Here is a 16,117-nt window from a genome sequence, read left to right as displayed (position 1 = left end):
TCATCCGCGTACCGCGATGCCCCCTGAAGAAGGGCCCTATCGATGGCCTCATAATCGCCTTTTAGCAAGAATCTCTCCGACAGTGATTTCTTAAAGCCGATGCCGGTATCCATGACAGCGATCTTAACAATATTCTTCTTAAGCTTCTGGAAATGATATTTCTGTATCCCTACAAATCCTTTATTCTCGCTGTGCTCAATGATGTTCTGGCATACCTCCGAAAGAGCGACAATAAAACCATTGATCGTCCGATTGTCATAATGCAGATGCCTTGCAAGAATTGATTGGGCGCGCTCTTTTACCCTTCCGACAATAAAATGGATATCATCGGATTTCTCTATCGGCGTAATCTCAAGGAGAACGTCCGTGTCTAGATTTCTCAGAAATCTGTCGTCTATTCTCGGCCTGGACGGATCAAGCTTAAAGTATTCGCCTGCAAATGAAAAGAAGTCCATCCGCTCAAGATATTTCAGCACCTCCTCTAAGCTGGGGAGACTAAGCGATTTCTGTATTCCCTTTGATCTGAAAAATACACCCATCTCCAGAATGCCGACCATGCCATAAGGATCCACGAAGGTGAGGTCTTTCAGGTCAATCGCACGGAGACCAAGAAAGGTCTTCAGGGTCTGCTCAAAGGTCTCTTCTGTTATCTGCACGGGTCGGTGGTCAGCTCACTCCCCGAGGTACGCCTTTCTGACCAGGTCATTCCTCAGAAGTTCCTCACCCGTTCCGGAGACGCTTATCCTTCCGTTCTCGATGACATAGCCCCTCTTCGAGAGGTCAAGGGCTGTATGGGCGTTCTGCTCGACAAGGAGGACCGTCATTCCCTCATTGCATATCTCCCTGATGATCTTGAAAATCTTACTCACGATAATCGGGGCGAGGCCCAATGACGGCTCATCGAGGAGGAGCATCTTCGGATCCGACATGAGCGCCCTTCCGATGGCAAGCATCTGCTGCTCGCCTCCGCTCAGCGTTCCACCGGCTTGTTTTTCTCTCTCCCTGAGAACAGGGAAGATGGTAAAGACCCTTGCGAGGTTGTCCCTCAGACGACCGGTATTCAGAAATGCACCCATCTCGAGATTCTCTCTTACCGTCAGTCTGGGGAATATCCTCCGTCCCTCAGGGACCTGACTGATCCCTAACTTGACCCTCTCATCGGGCCTGAGATCGTTTATCACCCTGTCCTCGAAGAGGACCCTTCCTTCCCCTGGTTTAAGGATGCCGGATATGGTCATGAGTGTCGTCGATTTTCCTGCGCCATTGTTCCCGATGAGACATACCACCTCTCCCTTCTGAACCTCCAAATGAATCCCCCTCAGGGCTTCAGCATGGCCGTAGGAGACATGGATATCTTCGAGTCTGAGCATGCCGGATCTATCCACCGAGATAGGCCTCTATAACCATCGGATCGTTCCTGATCTCTTCGGGATTCCCTTCGGCAATCTTCACTCCGTGGTCAAGGACAACGATCGTCTCCGATATCCCCATGACGACCTTCATATCATGTTCGATGAGGACGATGGTCTTGCCGAGCCTCTGGAGTCTCTTGATAATCTCCATAAGCTCCCCCGTCTCCTGGGGATTCATGCCTGCCGTCGGCTCGTCAAGGAGCAGGAGAACGGGTTCCGTCGCCAGCGCCCTCGCGATCTCGAGACGCCTCTGGTCACCATAGGGGAGATTCGAGGAGACGATATGGGCCGAATCACTGAGCCCGACGAAATCGAGATACTCAAAGGCCTTCTCCCTTGCCGTCTTCTCTTCAGAAAGAAACTCCTTCCCCCGTATGACTGCGGCTACGAGTCCCGACCTGATCTTTAGATGTTGGGAAACGAGGACATTGTCGAGAACGGTCATCTCTCTGAACAGCCGTATGTTCTGAAATGTCCTGGCCACGCCGAGGGCGACGACACGGTAGGACGGAAGGCCGGTTATGGCAGCGTCAGACAGGTGGACCTCTCCCTTTGTCGGCTTTGTGAGCCCGGTGAGACAGTTGAACAGGGTCGTCTTGCCAGCGCCATTCGGACCTATGATGCTCACGATAGAGCCCTCGCGCACCCTGAAGCTCACGTCCTCGATCGCCCTGATCCCGCCAAAGTGTTTCGTCAGACCTCTGACATCTAGGAGGTACATGGCATGGGCCTCCGAGTATGCATCCTGCAACGCATATTATCTTCCCTTTGCGAGGCCGCCGAGGAGTCCCTGAGGCCTGAATATCATCATCGCAATCAGTCCGACACTGAGGGCGATCATACGGTAAGACTGGACCTCTCTGAGGACTTCGGGCAGCATAACAAGAATGACCGCGCCGACAACAACACCGGGCAGACTCCCCAATCCCCCGAGGATCACCATGGAGAGGATAAGAACAGATTCCATAAAGGTAAAACTCTCCGGTGAAACAAACTGCATCTTTGCGGCAAAGAGCGCTCCTGCAAGTCCTGCCCACAATGAACCGAAGACAAGGGCATAGAGTCTATATCTCGTTGTGTTTATCCCCATGGTGGAGGCTGATATCTCATCTTCCCTTATGGCTATCCACGCCCGTCCGATCTTTGATTCATGAACACGTCCAACGACACCATAGGTCACGATCAGTGCCAGGAGGACGAGGTAGTAATACCTGTTCAGGATGCCGAGGGGCATACCAAAGAGATAGGGAGGAGAAATGCCTGAGACGCCGTTCGGACCGTTCGTGAGGGAGTCCCAGTTATTCAGCACGAGGCGGACGATCTCGCCGAATCCCAGGGTTACGATCGCGAGGTAATCACCTTTTAACCGCAGGGCCGGCACGCCAAGGATGAAGCCTGCCAATCCCGTCAGCCCGATACCAAGGGGCAGGGCCTGCCAGAATCCGAGGCCCACCTTTACGTTAAGAAGTGCATACGTATATGCTCCAAGGGCATAAAATGCCACGTATCCGAGATTGAGGAGACCGGTGAAACCGACAACGATATTCAGTCCGAGGGCGAGTATAGCGTAGATGCCGGCAAGGATCGAGATATCAAGGAGATAATTTTGCGCAATGAAGGGCAGACAGAAAAGACAACCAGCCAGGAGAGAGAAGACGATGGGTCGCGTTGAGGGGTTCATTTTCACTCCATCCATCCGTTTCCTCAAACGGCGCACCCCTTCGCGAACTCCCTTTCCGTACTTCATGAAAACCCTGAACAAAAGGACGCAGCTGGAGAGAAGCGTGAAGAGCATGAGAGAGGCCTTTATTCCCGTAAAGGGGAGAAAGAGTATCGAGAACCAGAGGACGAAGAAGAACTGGTTTAGCCCCTTCATAGCGCTCATCTATCCTGTACCATGCCCTTCATCGTATCTCTCTAGACCTTCTCCTCAGTCGTCTTTCCGAGGATCCCTGCCGGCCTTATGAGGAGCACGGCGATAAGGATCAGGAAGGCATAGGCATCCTTGTACTCGCTCGAGATGTAACTCGCACCCATGCTCTCGACAAAGCCCAGGAAGAGGCCGCCGAACATTGCGCCGGGGATACTCCCGATACCTCCGAGGACAGCGGCAGTAAAGGCCTTGATCCCTGCCACGTATCCTATGGAATAATTTACCAGGCCGTAATAGAGTGCGATCATGATGCCTGCGATCGCTGCAAGACCGGAACCGATGACAAAGGTCATGGAAATGACGGCATCGATGTTGATACCGAGGAGGGAAGCCATGACCTTGTCCTGGGCGACGGCCCGCATCGCCGTTCCCATCGTCGTCCTCGTCACAAACATATGGAGCGACACCATCATAATGCAGGAGACGATGATGATCATCGTCTGGACAGCGGTGATACGGGCGCCGAAGAGACTGAAGCCTGACGACCCGAAAAGGTTGGGGAAGACCTTGTCCGTTGCACCCTGCGTCAGCATAACGTAGTTCTGGAGGAAGATGGACATACCGATGGCGCTTATGAGTGGGCTGAGTCTGGGCGCATTTCTTAAAGGCCTGTAAGCGATCTTCTCCATCGTAAACCCGTAGGCCGAACAGAAGAGAACCGACAGGACGAGGGTGAGGAGCAGCGACAGTGGGAGACTGTAAGCCGTAAGCCCTGCAGCAGTAAAAAAACCGAAGAAGATAATACCGAGATAGGCCCCGAGCATATAGATTTCGCCATGGGCAAAATTGATAAGCTCAAGGATCCCATAGACCATGGTGTATCCCAGCGCTATCAGCGAATACACAGCTCCGACGGTCAATCCATTTATGAGCTGCTGAAAGACCATGGATGGGGTTCAGGCGCTGTCCCGTGAATGCGATTCGCGGAGGTCGGTGTCGAGATGACTGTACTCGATCGTGCAGTCCTTGCCGCTCAGTTTCGCCCGATAGAGGGCCTTGTCGGCGTTCCGGACCATGGTCTTCGCATCTTTGCCGTCATCAGGAAAGGTCGCAATACCTATACTCACCGTCATCCGCTCATAGGGGAACCTCCTCCAGCTTGCCGGTAGGAGGTCCCTGACATTCTTCCTCACCCTCTCGGCAACGAGAAATGCCTCATCCTTATCGGTCTGGGGCATGATGACAGAAAATTCCTCCCCGCCGAACCTTGAGAGGATATCAATGGACCTGAGCGATTCCCGCGTTATGTTCGCAACGGTCTTCAGGGCCTCGTCGCCCGCCACGTGGCCCTCGGTATCATTGAACTCCTTGAAATTGTCGATGTCCAAGATGGCGAGAGAGAAAGGCGTATTATACCGGACCGAACGCTGGAGCTCTTCAAAGAGACGGTCATCAAAATACCTCCTGTTGAACAGGCCGGTGAGGGAGTCGGTGATGGAGAGCGTCCTCATATGGTTTGACACCTGGTAATAATGAGCCCCGCGCAGGACAACGGATGCGTAAGAAGCGAAATAGCGCAAAAACTCAACGTCTGTTTCGGTAAAGATCTCGCCGCTCACTTTATCGGCGACGTTGAGGACCCCGATCGTTTCGTCCCCGATCTTCAGCGGGATGCTGATAAAGGAGCCTGTCCTGTAGCGCGCCCGCTTTTTCGTCGAGAGATTCTTTTCGATATCCGAGACGAGGAGCGGTTTCCCCTCATGGTAAACCCTGCCGGCGATTCCTTCGCCCACCCTCACGCGAATATTCCTCGCAAGCCATTTGTTAATGCCCTTCACAGCCTTTATGAAAAGCTCCTGTCTATCCTTTTCAGGAAGCATGAGAGATGCCTTTTCAACATTGACGAGCCTCGAGGAAATCTCAACAATAGACTCATAGAGGACTTCCTTACTTTTCAAGGCAGGACTCAGCTTTGATGCGGAGAAATTGAGGGCTGCCAGATCCCGGATGCATCGCTCATATTCAGAAAGGGACCTAAGGTTTCTCACAATGAAGCTCATGAAACTGCAGAGCTTTGTTATGCCTTCGAGCTCGTCTTCGGTGAAGGAGGAGTTGAAAAGGGCGAGGACCCCGAAGGTCTCACCCCTTGCCGACAGGGGGAAGACGTGGAGCGAGGTAATGATATCGGGATAGCCCAAACGCAGAAGCTCGATCGTCTCCGAACAGAGGAGGGGCTTCTGGCTCTTCATCGCAGCTTTCATGAAGACGCTTTCGGTCTTCAGCGCAATCTTCTCGACATGCTCCTTCAGCCTGCCTGTCGTCAGCACAGCCTTAACCGTCTCACCAGACGGTTTCATCACGGAAACCGTGTCTCCGCCGAAGAGCATGATCACCGTATCGGCGAGGAGTTCAAAGACCTTCCCCTCATCCGTCGTCTGATCGATATCGAGGAGGAGGTCCGTAATCGTCCTCGTCCTCCGGTACTTCCTGACCACAAGATTCTGCTGGTATGAGTTTGCTACAAAAAGATCAAAGATCCGCTGCGCCTTTCCGTACGATGGAGAGACGGTCCTGATATCGCGCACCCCTATCCCCGCTGTCCGCGCGCCCATCTCTTCCTCCCGTCCATAGAGGGAAGCCTTCGAATCAAGAAAATCCCGCCGGTCCTTTTCACGGATATAAAATGATTTCCCCGCAAACACCAGCCACCGGTCTCCGGCCTTTACCGGGAAAAAACATTGGTACTGGTTCGCAAAACCTCTGAAAAGAGAAAGCCTCTTCCGGTGAATCGTCTTCTCCAAACACCCCCTGACGAAATGCTGGTATTCATCCCTGCTTATGAGGGCTGCAGGATCTTCTGTGGTGGGGAGGATAAGGATATTACCGTTCTCGTCGTACACGGACAGGTCAAGGTTCGTCAGACCTGTGACGCAGTCCCTCAGTTCGCTCAGCGAGCCGATGTCTATGAGGTCGATCCCCATTCGTTATTGTCCGGGCTTCCAGTATTCAAAAAACTTGCCGTCCCTTGTTATCCAAACGACGTAGGGTGAGACCGTCACGTCTCCCTTTTCATCAAACCGTATCTTCCCGAGGGCGCCTGAGAACTCGAGGGAATGGAGCTTGGCTGCGACTGCCCTGCCTTCAGCATTCCCTGCCTCCCTGAGTGCCGTAAAGAGAATATTCGCTGCATCATAGGCATATACCGAATAAGGGCCTGGTTCGCCGAATTCCTTTTCATAGGTTTCGATGAAGGACTTGGCAGTGGGTATTCGCCTGGCATCGGGACTGAAGGTAAGATAGGTGCCTTCGGCCGCCTTGGCACCGGCAATCTCGATAAATTTCGGGTCTATTGTGCCGTCACCGCTCATGAAAGGCGCTGTAATTCCCAGCTCCCTCGCCTGTTTGACAAGGAGGCCTGCCTCAGGATAAATTCCTCCGAAGTAGATGAGTTCGGGCTTCATCTCTTTTATCGAAGTCAGCACGGTCTTGAAATCCTTGTCTCCCTGGATAACGCCCCCATAGTAGACAACATCTGCCCTGCCGCTCAGAGCTTTTTTGAACTCGTCAGCGAGCCCCTGACCGTATGTGGTCTTGTCATGGATTATGGCAATGTGCCTGAATTTTAGATGCGTCGTCACGAAGTCGGCAGCCGCCCTGCCCTGCTGGTCGTCCCTACCGCAGACCCGGAAGACGTTGGTATACCCCTTTTCCGTAAGCTGGGGATTTGTGGACGCAGGCGTTATCATCGGCACGCCTGCACGGTGGTATACGTCAGAAGCAGGGATCGAGCAGCTTGAGTTGAAGTGGCCGATCACACCTGCCACGCCTTCGTTTACCAATTTATTGGCGACCGAAACCGCCTGCTTCGGATCGTGCTGGTCATCAACAACAGACAGGAGAATCTTTTTACCGAGGATCCCTCCCCTTCCATTCCATTCCTTTGCTGCGAGGGTCACGCCATTTCTGAAATCGGTACCCATCTTTGCTTGATCACCGGTCATGGGACCGGCAATCCCTACCGTAATGACATCTTCTTTTTTCTGGCACCCAAAGGATACCGGCAGAAAGAGAAGAAGCAGGAGCACCGTTAGCCTTTTCTTCATTCGATCCTCCCTTTCCTGATATGATCGAGAACGTAGTTTACTTTCCCGTTGCGAAAAACCATCTCCCCCGGGAAGGCAGGCCTGGCGAGAAGCCTTGTATTGCGATACCGTTGATGGCTGCCGACCGCGGTCGCGTGCTCAACGCGCGAGGTCACGTTCGGTTATTACGATCCTCGAAGCACCTCGTTGCCGGAATCTCATCTCATGTACGGGGCTTCGATCCGCACCTGCTTGACAGTTGTTCGCACCATTAAGATTTACTTTCCCGACAGAATCTCCTTGACCCTCTGGGCAAGTTTCACCGGCGTCGTCGTCACCTTCGGCAGAAAGTCCTTTGCTCCCAGAGACATGGCCTTCTGGATGTCCGAAAGGACGCTTCTCGCTGAGAGGACGATTACCGGGACCTCCTTCAGATTCGGGTTTAACTGAATGAGCTGGAGGATCTTAAAGCCGTCTATACCCTCCATCCACAGATCAAGGACCACGAGGTCGGGCTTCATCTCCTGGAGAGACTTAAGGGCCTCAAGACCATTTGAGGCCTCGATGACCGAGAAATCCTCAAGGGCCAGCCTACTCCGGTATATGGCCCTCGATTGTGAGCTGTCGTCGACGAGAAGGATCTTCTTCTCCTTTTTTTCTGCTGTCACCGTGATGGCCTTCTCAATGAACTTCCTGATCAAAGCAAAGTTCTCCGGGGAGAGGTTGAGGAATTTCACGCCGGCTCCGATCCCAGGATCCGATTGCTTCACTATCGCTTTCACACGGACAGGTGTCCCTTCAATCTCGAAACGGATATCGAGGATTGCCCCGGAAAGGAACTCTGTTGAGGCAGCGATATACATCTCTTCTTCGCTGATATCAAGGGCGATGGCCTTAATAATCTCATTAATGACCACTTCTTTCTGTATCAGAACCTTCTTCTTGTCTCTGGTATCAGGCATAATCATGCACCTCCCCCAATGACGTTCATGAAAGCCTCAATATTCCCAGAGATATCACCGCTGAGGATCGCAGAGGCTACAGCCACAGCATTCACCCCCGAATCAAGGACCGGCCTCAGGGTATCCCTTGAGATGCCGCCAATGGCGACAATGGGGATATGGACGCTCCTTCTGACCTTTCTCAGCATCTCTATTCCCTTCGGCTCACCTGCGTCCTTTGTCTTCGTAAGAAAGACGGGGCCGAACCCGATATAGTCAGCTCCTCCGCGGGCGGCCTCTTCAGCCTCTGTTAATGAGTGAGTCGATATCCCGATGATCTTTTCGCCCGCTACCCTGCGCGCCTCGGCGAGAGGCAGGTCCTCCTGCCCGAGGTGCACGCCGTCAGCCTCCACGGCAACGGCGATATCGACATGATCGTTCACGATGAAGACGGCGCAGAAATCTCCGGTCATCTGCCGCAGCCGCAGGGCCTCCCCATAGATGTCCCTCCTCGATTTCTCCTTCTCCCGGTATTGAACCCAACGGATCCCCGCCTTAAGAGCAGGGAGGACAATCTCCTCAGGACTTTTCTCGGAGACCTTCCTGTCCGCAATGAGGTAAAGTCCTGATGGGAACCTCGGGGTCGGCGTCATTCAGACGTAGCCTGCCCCTTGTTGTTCCCCGCGCCTCCATTACCCATCTTCTCTATGAATCCCGTCGTAATGTCTCCGCTGACAAAGTCCTGATGGTTCAGTACCTTCCTGTGAAAGGGGATGGTCGTCTTTATCCCTTCGATGAGGAACCCGTCGAGGGCGCTCTTCATCTTCATAATCGCCTCCTGTCTCGTCCTGCCGTGGACAATGAGTTTTGCAATAAGGGAATCGTACTGCGAGGGGACGACCCAGCCGCTGTAGGCAGCAGTGTCAACCCTCACGCCGGGACCGCTGGGCTGATAGAAAAAGGTTATCTTGCCGGGAGAAGGAATAAACCTTTCGGGGTCTTCCGCGTTTATCCTGCATTCGATGGAATGGCCCGAGGGCTTTATGCTGCCCTGCTTATACTCCAGGGGGAGTCCGGTTGCCAGCTTTATCTGTTCCTTGATAATGTCGATACCGGTAACAGCCTCGGTCACGGGATGCTCAACCTGCACCCTCGTATTGATCTCCATAAAGTAGATGCTTCCGTCAGGCTCCACAATGAACTCTATTGTGCCGACATTCCTGTACTTCATGGCGCGTGCAGCTTTGACTGCCAGTTCGCCGATCTTCTTTCTAAACTTCTCTGTCGCAAAGGGAGAAGGGGCTTCTTCGATGAGCTTCTGATGTCTCCTCTGGACCGAACAGTCGCGCTCGCCGAGATGGATGATGTTCCCTTTGCTGTCTGCCATGATCTGGACTTCGATGTGCCTCATGACGGGAATATACTTCTCGATATAGAGCTCGCTGTTCCCGAAGGCCGCAAGGGCTTCCCTCTGGGCGAGGTGGAAGGCCTGTTCAAGGGTCCCCTCCTCATGAACGATCCTCATCCCTTTGCCGCCCCCTCCTGCAGAGGCCTTGAGGATAACGGGGAACCCTGTCTTCTTCGCGGTCTTCAGGAGCATCTCCTCTGAAGTAACGGGACCGTCGCTACCGGGAACGACGGGAATCCCCTTTCGCTTCATGATCTGCCTCGCCTTGGCCTTGTCTCCGCCGAGCCTCATGTTTTCGGAAGAGGGCCCGATGAATGTTATTCCTGAGGTGGCGCAGGCCTCGGCAAAATGAGGGTTCTCAGCGAGGAAACCGTAACCTGGATGTATCGCTTCAGAGTCGGTTATCTCAGCGGCGCTGAGAATCCCCGGGATATTGAGATAACTCTGGGCTGATACGGCAGGCCCGATGCATACGGCCTCGTCAGCAAGCCTGACGTGCATGGAATCTTTCTCGATGTCCGAGTAAATGGCGACGGTCTTTATGCCGAGCTCCCTGCAGGCCCTTATGATCCTTACGGCGATCTCACCCCTGTTCGCGATGAGGATCTTCTTGAATGATTTCATTCTTCACCTTTATTCTTAACCTTTGCCTTACTGCCCTTGCCGTTAAGCAGGCTCGATGAGAAAGAGAGGCTCTCCGTATTCTACAGGCTGACCGTTCTCCACAAGATTCCTCATGACGATGCCCTCAACCTCACTCTCGATCTCGTTCATAAGCTTCATCGCCTCAATGATGCAGAGAACCTCTCCCTTTTTCACCCTCGCGCCGTTTTCGACAAAGGGAGGCGCCTCAGGAGACGGTGACCGGTAGAAGGTCCCTACGATGGGAGAGGTGATGGTCATGAGCCGCTGCATCTCCTCTCCGGTCTCTTCCATGGCCTTCTCGGGAGAGACGGGGATTTTTGTCTGCACTTCAATGGGGGAAAGAAGCGTCTGTCTCCTTATCTTCACCTTCGTCCCGTCTTTCTCGATCTGGAGTTCGGTTATGTCCGTATCTTTCAGAAGGGATATAAGCTCTCTCAGGTCTTCAAGCTCCATTACTTGACCCTCTCGATGTAATCCGATGTTCGTGTGTCGATCCTTATAACATCCCCCTCATTAATGTGGAAAGGGACCTTCACGACAGCGCCTGTCTCAAGGGTTGCAGGCTTGCTCCCCCCTGAAGCAGTGTCGCCCTTATAACCCGGGTCGGTCTTCGAGACCATGAGTTCGACAAAGGTAGGCAGTTCCACGGTGAGTGGTTTTCCCTTGTAGTTCAGGACCTTGACGGTCATGTTCTCCTTCAGGAATTTCTTGATGTCACCGAGCTGGGACGTCGAGAGCGGTATCTGCTCAAAGGTCTCGGTATCCATGAAATAATGCATATCACCTTCGGCGTATAGGTACTGCATCGCCTTTTCCTCAAGTTGGGGCGTCTCGAACTTTTCTCCTGACCTGAAGGTGTCCTCGAGCACACTTCCGGTCCTCAGGCTCTTCATCTTTGTCCTGACGATCGCTCCGCCTCTTCCCATCTTGACATGTTGGAAGTCGATAATCTCGACGGGTTCCCCCTTGTATTCTATCTTTCCACCTTTCCGGAATTCGGCTGTTGATATCACATTCTGACCTCCTCCTTAAAATAATCCGTCCCTCTGATATCCGGCATAACGGTGTCCCCCGTCCCAGTCGTAGACAAACGTTAGAGAATCTCCAGTCTCCTTGGCAACGCCGTCAACACCTCAGCTCCTTTACCCCTCGCGACTACCATGTCCTCGATTCTCACGCCGCCGACGCCCGGCAAGTAGATCCCCGGCTCGATCGTAAAGACCGCATTCGCCGAAAGGATGTCCCTTCTTGTCCAGGTTATACGCGGCAGTTCATGAACTTCGAGGCCGACTCCATGGCCTGTGCCGTGGCCAAAGTATCTGCCATACCCGGCATCTCTGATACATTCCCTGGCGACGCTGTCGACTTCGTTTCCCTCAACGCCCGTTCTTACTGAAGCGATGGCCTTCCTGCTGGCCGTCAGGACAGCCCCGTAAATCTCTCTCTTCTTTGCGAGATCCGGGCCCCGCATAATCACCGTCCTCGTGATATCGGAAAAGTACCCGTCCGCCTCCCCTCCCCAGTCAATGACAACAAGGTCTCCTGGTGAGAGCCTCTTTTCTGTAGTCTTGGCATGAGGCATCGCCCCATTGCTCCCGGACGCCACTATTATATCAAAAGGGATATGATTGCAACCTCTTTTTTTTAGCCGTTCCTCCAGCATGCAGGCAATGGCTCGCTCGCTCCTGCCCAACCTTATGAATGGCTTCACATCAGTGAATGCGGACTCTGCACGCCTCACAGCCTCACGTATCAGCGTTATCTCTTCTTCGTCCTTAACTGCCCGTTGGCCCTCGACAAGCCCTTTCAACGGTTTGATCCGATTGAAGCCGCTCTTCAGGAGGCTCGCATAGAAATCATAGGATGCGGAAGATTCGAAGCCGAGGGAACGGACACCGAGGTCCCTGGCGAGTTTTGTGATAACGCTGAGCCTGTTTCCCCTTTCGATGACGATCTCCCAGTCAGTCCCTTTCCCCCCCGGTCCTCCCCTGCTGCGTTGGTCGCTGAACTCCGTCTCGACTTCTTCCGCGTATCTGAAGTCTGTTACAAAGATATTCCTCCTCTTTGCTATGAAGATAAAACCGGAGCTTCCCTGAAAGCCGGAGAGATATCGTACGTTGACGAGGTTCGTTATGAGGAGCCCGTCCACCCCCCTTCTCGTCATGGATTCCCTCAGCCGTGAGATACGTACCGTATATCCGCTCGTAATGGTCTACCCCTGAGAGATGATATTCTTTGCGGCGATGAGTGCGAGAATGTAACTGTCTGCACCGAAACCGCTGATCTGTCCCAGCGATACCCCTGCAACGAAGGACGTCCTTCTGAACTCCTCCCTCCTGTGGATGTTCGAAAGATGGACTTCTATGGCAGGCTTGCCGACAGCGGCGATGGCGTCCCGGATCGCAATGCTCGTATGGGTAAAGGCTGCTGGGTTAATGATGAGGACGTCGTAAATGTCATTCTGTATCGCTCCGACGATTTCAGCCTCGCTGTTGGACTGGAGCAGGAAGAGATCGATCCCCAGTTCAGATGCCTTCGAACGTATCCTGGTATCGATGTCGGAAAGGGTGAGGGTCCCATAAACCTCAGGCTCTCTTTTTCCGAGGAGATTGAGGTTCGGACCATGAATGACGAGAACCTTCATACCGAAACCGCAGGCCGCAAGAGACAAGGCGCGACAGGTCCTATGAGAAGTCTCTCTTCCCTCATCACCATTCACCCGTGGGCGTTCTTAGAATTCCCCCTCAATCCTCGGGACCGTCGTCCTGAGGACAAATCTGCCCTTTCCATAGTTTCCGTCAGGACGAATGACGAGGGCGAGATAGTAGTCGGCATTGATCTGTCGCATGATAATACCGCATCGGTCGGATATGATCGAAAACTCCTCTGCCCTGCCAAGGCCAAGGTTTTGAGCGGCCAGATTGACGTCCCTGATCATTGCCGAAGACTCTGCGCCGAGGTCCTCGAGGTTAAGGAGTTTCTCTGTGGCATACTCCTGAACAGGGATTCCGTCAGAACCGATTATCACTGCAGACACGGCTCCGTCAACCTTGTCCACCACTTCCTTAAGGATATTCGCAAAGCTCATAGTTCTTCTTCAACAGAAGGCCATCCCCGCAGGCCCCTGCTCAGTGGCTTCCGCTGAACCTTCCATGGATTCCTTCACGAAGCGCCTCTAACTTCGAAATGACGACCTCTTCTCCCCTGCCGATCAGCTTCAAGAATGCCTTCAGTTCAGCAACCCGCTGGAGAAGTTGCGTATTGCCGGGATAGCGAGCCAGCATTCCCCGGTATGCCTCCAAGGCCTTGGAATAATTCTTCGATGAGACAAGGGAATCGGCAGTTGACATGCCGATCGCAAAGACAGCGTCCTCGCTTTGCTTTTCAGGTTCCCGAACTTCAGCGATATCCTCAAAGGCCTGATGGGCCGGAGAAAGGATTGCCTCCTCTGAAAAGACTTCGGCGCCTTTGACCCGAGCTTCTTCGATCTCGAATTCCCGGGAAAGAGACTTGCTGAATTCTTCAAAGTCCTCTTCGAGAACTTGTGGCTCCTCCAGTTCCGTCACTTCGATATCGGGGACCTCCTCGCCCGCAAAAACCTCTTGGAATTCGTCTTCCCCGCTCCCTGCCGTAACTTCCTCTTCAAGGGCTGTCTCCTCGATCGTCGCGGCCTCGGGAGAGAGCGAAACTGCATGTTCTTCTGCGACTCCGGCCTCAACAGCATCGAGGCATGACCTTGCGTCATCGTCAAGGGGATTCAATGAGAGAAGTGTCCTATACTGGGCTGCAGCCTTTTCCTTGTCGCCAAGGTCCCGGTATATGTCGGCGAGTTTCCTGTGTGCAAAGAGGTTATCAGGAGCAACGCTTATGACCTTTTCGAATTCGGCCTTCGCCTCCTCAAACATATTCTTCTCAAGGTAGAGCCTGCCGATGGCAACCCTCGCACTAGTATACCCGGGATGGCGTTCGAGGCCTTTCGAAAGAACAGCGATCGCCTCATCAGGCATACCCGCCTTCCGGTATTCTTCAGCAAGCGGGAGAAAGAGCCGTGAGCTTTGGTCCTTTTCTACCCTGAGCCGCAGTTTCTCTATCTCTTCTAAGGCCATGCTCGTATAATTGTTATCGAAACTTCACGAAAAGTCAAGGAGTAAATGCGCGACTCTATCGAGGATCTTCCCGGCAACTTCGTCCTTTGGCATGAGGGGAAAGGCCGTCGTTCCGTCCTTCTCTATGATCGTGATTTCGTTTGTGTCCGTGTCAAATCCTGCGCCGGGAGAGGAGATGTCATTGAATACCATAAGATCCACGCCCTTCTCGGCTCGTTTCCTTCGTGCGCGCTCCAGGTCCGGACCTGCCTCTGCAGAAAAACCGACGAGGAGGGGCCTCTTGTTCCTCCTGCCGACCTCCGAAAGGATATCAGGGTTCTTCATCAGGTCGAGGCTGAGGACGTCGCTCTTTTCGATCTTCTTTTCTCTCTTCACAGCAGGAGCAAAATCTGCCACAGCAGCAGTCATGATGAGGGCATCGCATTCGAGATTCCTGAGAACGGCCTCTCTCATCTCCAAAGCGGTCTCGACAGAAATGACCTCAGCCTGTGGGGGAGGCTTCAACTCCGTGGGACCCTTGACCACCGTCACCTTTGCTCCTCTCCTCAGTGCTGCCCTCGCCACCGCAAAACCCATCTTGCCCGAGGACCGGTTCGACAGAAACCTTACCGGGTCCAGGTACTCCCGCGTCGGACCTGCCGTGACGAGTATTCTCCGGCCTAGGAGATCTTTCCTGGTCAGGGCGGACTTCAGCGCCTCGACGATCTCCTGAATATCCGACATCCTTCCCACCGCATCATCGCCACAGGCAAGGCTCCCCTTGTCGGGGCCGACCTGTATGACGCCATGGGATGCAAGAGACCTGAGGTTGTTCTGAACAACGGGGTTTTCATACATCCTCCAGTTCATTGCAGGCGCAATGATCACGGTGCCCTTGAAGGAGAGCATACAGGTGCTCAGGAGATCATCAGCGATGCCATGGGCGAATTTCCCTATGGCATTTGCCGTTGCAGGCGCTACCACCATGAGATCAGCATCGGCAGTGAGTGTGATGTGAGACAGGGGATCGGCATACAGGTCTGAGCTGACTTTCTCCCGGGACACGACTTCGAAAGTGAGGGGGGCGACAAAATGCCGAGAGGCATCAGTCATGATCACATGAACAGATGCCCCTTCTTCGACGAGTCTTCTGGCTAATTCGACAGACTTATAAACGGCAATACTTCCGGTGACCCCCAAAAGGATCTTCTTATTCGTCGGCACCACTCTCTTCCCCAAGATCCTCCTGACCTTCGGGGGATTCCGACTCCTCTCCTTTTCCAGTGAAGAGGTCTTCCAATGCCTTCCTCTCCCCGGCTCCCCTTTCGTGAAGATAGACCTTCAGGTCCTTCTCCAGCTCCGAGAGGTCCTCGGGAGCACCTTCTCTCCGCTTCTCTTCGAGGAGTCTCTTGTAATCGAATTTCTTTGCCTCTTGCCTTGCCTTCCTCGCCTCTTCGCCGGTGACAAACTCCAGCGAACCGCTCAGGGCCTCTTCAATCGCTACGGTCGTCACTTTCTTTGACTTTGTGCCGATCTTCGGTTTCGCCCCGAGCGCAAGCTCTCGTGCCCTCTGGGCGGCGATCGAAGCAAGCCGGTATTTGCCGTCTATTGCCTTCTTGTCGACTTCAACGGGCAATGAGATGATGTTCGTCCCTTTATTCATTCCTTCCT

At 53.5% G+C, this 16,117-nt stretch carries 18 protein-coding genes; all 18 read right to left on the bottom strand.

What is annotated here, in order from left to right:
- Nucleotides 1–656: hypothetical protein (locus tag VFG09_06315; GenBank protein HET6514759.1), on the bottom strand; the 656-nt coding region annotated here is incomplete at its 3' end.
- A gap of 15 nt (nt 657–671) precedes the next feature.
- A complete protein-coding gene (locus VFG09_06310; protein HET6514758.1) occupies nt 672–1,370 on the bottom strand; it encodes an ABC transporter ATP-binding protein in 699 nt (232 codons plus the stop codon).
- Between the two features lie 7 nt (nt 1,371–1,377).
- Nucleotides 1,378–2,133, bottom strand: coding sequence for an ABC transporter ATP-binding protein (locus VFG09_06305; GenBank protein ID HET6514757.1), 756 nt, complete (start codon nt 2,131–2,133; stop codon nt 1,378–1,380).
- Between the two features lie 36 nt (nt 2,134–2,169).
- Nucleotides 2,170–3,297: a hypothetical protein gene (locus VFG09_06300; GenBank protein ID HET6514756.1), complete on the bottom strand. Its 1,128-nt coding sequence runs from the start codon at nt 3,295–3,297 to the stop codon at nt 2,170–2,172.
- Between the two features lie 32 nt (nt 3,298–3,329).
- Nucleotides 3,330–4,232, bottom strand: a complete 903-nt coding sequence (locus tag VFG09_06295; GenBank protein HET6514755.1) for a branched-chain amino acid ABC transporter permease — start codon at nt 4,230–4,232, stop codon at nt 3,330–3,332.
- Between the two features lie 9 nt (nt 4,233–4,241).
- Entirely contained in the window at nt 4,242–6,266 is a 2,025-nt protein-coding gene (locus tag VFG09_06290; GenBank protein HET6514754.1) for a diguanylate cyclase, read from the bottom strand.
- Between the two features lie 3 nt (nt 6,267–6,269).
- Entirely contained in the window at nt 6,270–7,388 is a 1,119-nt protein-coding gene (locus tag VFG09_06285) for a branched-chain amino acid ABC transporter substrate-binding protein (protein ID HET6514753.1), read from the bottom strand.
- A 257-nt stretch (nt 7,389–7,645) separates the two neighbouring features.
- A complete protein-coding gene (locus VFG09_06280; protein HET6514752.1) occupies nt 7,646–8,329 on the bottom strand; it encodes a response regulator in 684 nt (227 codons plus the stop codon).
- 2 nt (nt 8,330–8,331) lie between these two features.
- The gene (gene thiE, locus VFG09_06275) at nt 8,332–8,961 is read right to left on the bottom strand and encodes a thiamine phosphate synthase (GenBank protein ID HET6514751.1); all 630 of its coding nucleotides are present in this window, start codon (nt 8,959–8,961) and stop codon (nt 8,332–8,334) included.
- Nucleotides 8,958–10,340 carry an acetyl-CoA carboxylase biotin carboxylase subunit gene (gene accC / locus VFG09_06270; protein HET6514750.1) on the bottom strand — a complete coding sequence of 461 codons (1,383 nt, stop codon included), beginning with the start codon at nt 10,338–10,340 and terminating at the stop codon, nt 8,958–8,960. The genes thiE and accC overlap by 4 nt, the downstream gene beginning before the upstream one ends.
- A gap of 42 nt (nt 10,341–10,382) precedes the next feature.
- Nucleotides 10,383–10,814, bottom strand: coding sequence for an acetyl-CoA carboxylase biotin carboxyl carrier protein (gene accB / locus VFG09_06265; GenBank protein ID HET6514749.1), 432 nt, complete (start codon nt 10,812–10,814; stop codon nt 10,383–10,385).
- Complete coding sequence (gene efp, locus VFG09_06260; GenBank protein ID HET6514748.1) at nt 10,814–11,374, bottom strand: elongation factor P; 561 nt, start codon at nt 11,372–11,374, stop codon at nt 10,814–10,816. The genes accB and efp overlap by 1 nt, the downstream gene beginning before the upstream one ends.
- A gap of 80 nt (nt 11,375–11,454) precedes the next feature.
- Entirely contained in the window at nt 11,455–12,537 is a 1,083-nt protein-coding gene (locus VFG09_06255) for a Xaa-Pro peptidase family protein (protein ID HET6514747.1), read from the bottom strand.
- A gap of 36 nt (nt 12,538–12,573) precedes the next feature.
- Nucleotides 12,574–13,005 (bottom strand): type II 3-dehydroquinate dehydratase, encoded by a 432-nt coding sequence (gene aroQ / locus VFG09_06250; GenBank protein HET6514746.1) that lies wholly within the window; start codon nt 13,003–13,005, stop codon nt 12,574–12,576.
- Nucleotides 13,006–13,092: 87 nt separating this feature from the next.
- On the bottom strand, nt 13,093–13,449 hold the full coding sequence (locus VFG09_06245) for a hypothetical protein (GenBank protein ID HET6514745.1): 357 nt from the start codon (nt 13,447–13,449) through the stop codon (nt 13,093–13,095).
- A 40-nt stretch (nt 13,450–13,489) separates the two neighbouring features.
- Nucleotides 13,490–14,467 carry a tetratricopeptide repeat protein gene (locus VFG09_06240; protein ID HET6514744.1) on the bottom strand — a complete coding sequence of 326 codons (978 nt, stop codon included), beginning with the start codon at nt 14,465–14,467 and terminating at the stop codon, nt 13,490–13,492.
- Between the two features lie 24 nt (nt 14,468–14,491).
- Nucleotides 14,492–15,685, bottom strand: coding sequence for a bifunctional phosphopantothenoylcysteine decarboxylase/phosphopantothenate--cysteine ligase CoaBC (gene coaBC / locus VFG09_06235; protein ID HET6514743.1), 1,194 nt, complete (start codon nt 15,683–15,685; stop codon nt 14,492–14,494).
- Nucleotides 15,657–16,109: a DNA-directed RNA polymerase subunit omega gene (locus VFG09_06230; protein ID HET6514742.1), complete on the bottom strand. Its 453-nt coding sequence runs from the start codon at nt 16,107–16,109 to the stop codon at nt 15,657–15,659. Before VFG09_06230 ends, coaBC begins: the two co-directional genes overlap by 29 nt.
- Nucleotides 16,110–16,117 lie beyond the last annotated feature (8 nt).

This window comes from Thermodesulfovibrionales bacterium (assembly GCA_035686305.1).
Taxonomy (GTDB): domain Bacteria; phylum Nitrospirota; class Thermodesulfovibrionia; order Thermodesulfovibrionales; family UBA9159; genus DASRZP01.
Note: the sequence above shows the minus strand (reverse complement) of the source record. Positions and strands in the feature narration are given on the sequence as shown.

Excerpts from the sequence above, each read along its gene's own strand:
- VFG09_06245 (HET6514745.1), bottom strand. The coding sequence starts at position 13,449 with ATGAGCTTTGCGAATATCCTTAAGGAAGTGGTGGACAAGGTTGACGGA.
- VFG09_06285 (HET6514753.1), bottom strand. The coding sequence starts at position 7,388 with ATGAAGAAAAGGCTAACGGTGCTCCTGCTTCTTCTCTTTCTGCCGGTA.
- VFG09_06305 (HET6514757.1), bottom strand. The coding sequence starts at position 2,133 with ATGTACCTCCTAGATGTCAGAGGTCTGACGAAACACTTTGGCGGGATC.
- VFG09_06290 (HET6514754.1), bottom strand. The coding sequence starts at position 6,266 with ATGGGGATCGACCTCATAGACATCGGCTCGCTGAGCGAACTGAGGGAC.
- VFG09_06240 (HET6514744.1), bottom strand. The coding sequence starts at position 14,467 with ATGGCCTTAGAAGAGATAGAGAAACTGCGGCTCAGGGTAGAAAAGGAC.
- VFG09_06280 (HET6514752.1), bottom strand. The coding sequence starts at position 8,329 with ATGCCTGATACCAGAGACAAGAAGAAGGTTCTGATACAGAAAGAAGTG.
- VFG09_06230 (HET6514742.1), bottom strand. The coding sequence starts at position 16,109 with ATGAATAAAGGGACGAACATCATCTCATTGCCCGTTGAAGTCGACAAG.
- VFG09_06300 (HET6514756.1), bottom strand. The coding sequence starts at position 3,297 with ATGAGCGCTATGAAGGGGCTAAACCAGTTCTTCTTCGTCCTCTGGTTC.
- accB (HET6514749.1), bottom strand. The coding sequence starts at position 10,814 with ATGGAGCTTGAAGACCTGAGAGAGCTTATATCCCTTCTGAAAGATACG.
- accC (HET6514750.1), bottom strand. The coding sequence starts at position 10,340 with ATGAAATCATTCAAGAAGATCCTCATCGCGAACAGGGGTGAGATCGCC.
- aroQ (HET6514746.1), bottom strand. The coding sequence starts at position 13,005 with ATGAAGGTTCTCGTCATTCATGGTCCGAACCTCAATCTCCTCGGAAAA.
- VFG09_06310 (HET6514758.1), bottom strand. The coding sequence starts at position 1,370 with ATGCTCAGACTCGAAGATATCCATGTCTCCTACGGCCATGCTGAAGCC.
- VFG09_06295 (HET6514755.1), bottom strand. The coding sequence starts at position 4,232 with ATGGTCTTTCAGCAGCTCATAAATGGATTGACCGTCGGAGCTGTGTAT.
- thiE (HET6514751.1), bottom strand. The coding sequence starts at position 8,961 with ATGACGCCGACCCCGAGGTTCCCATCAGGACTTTACCTCATTGCGGAC.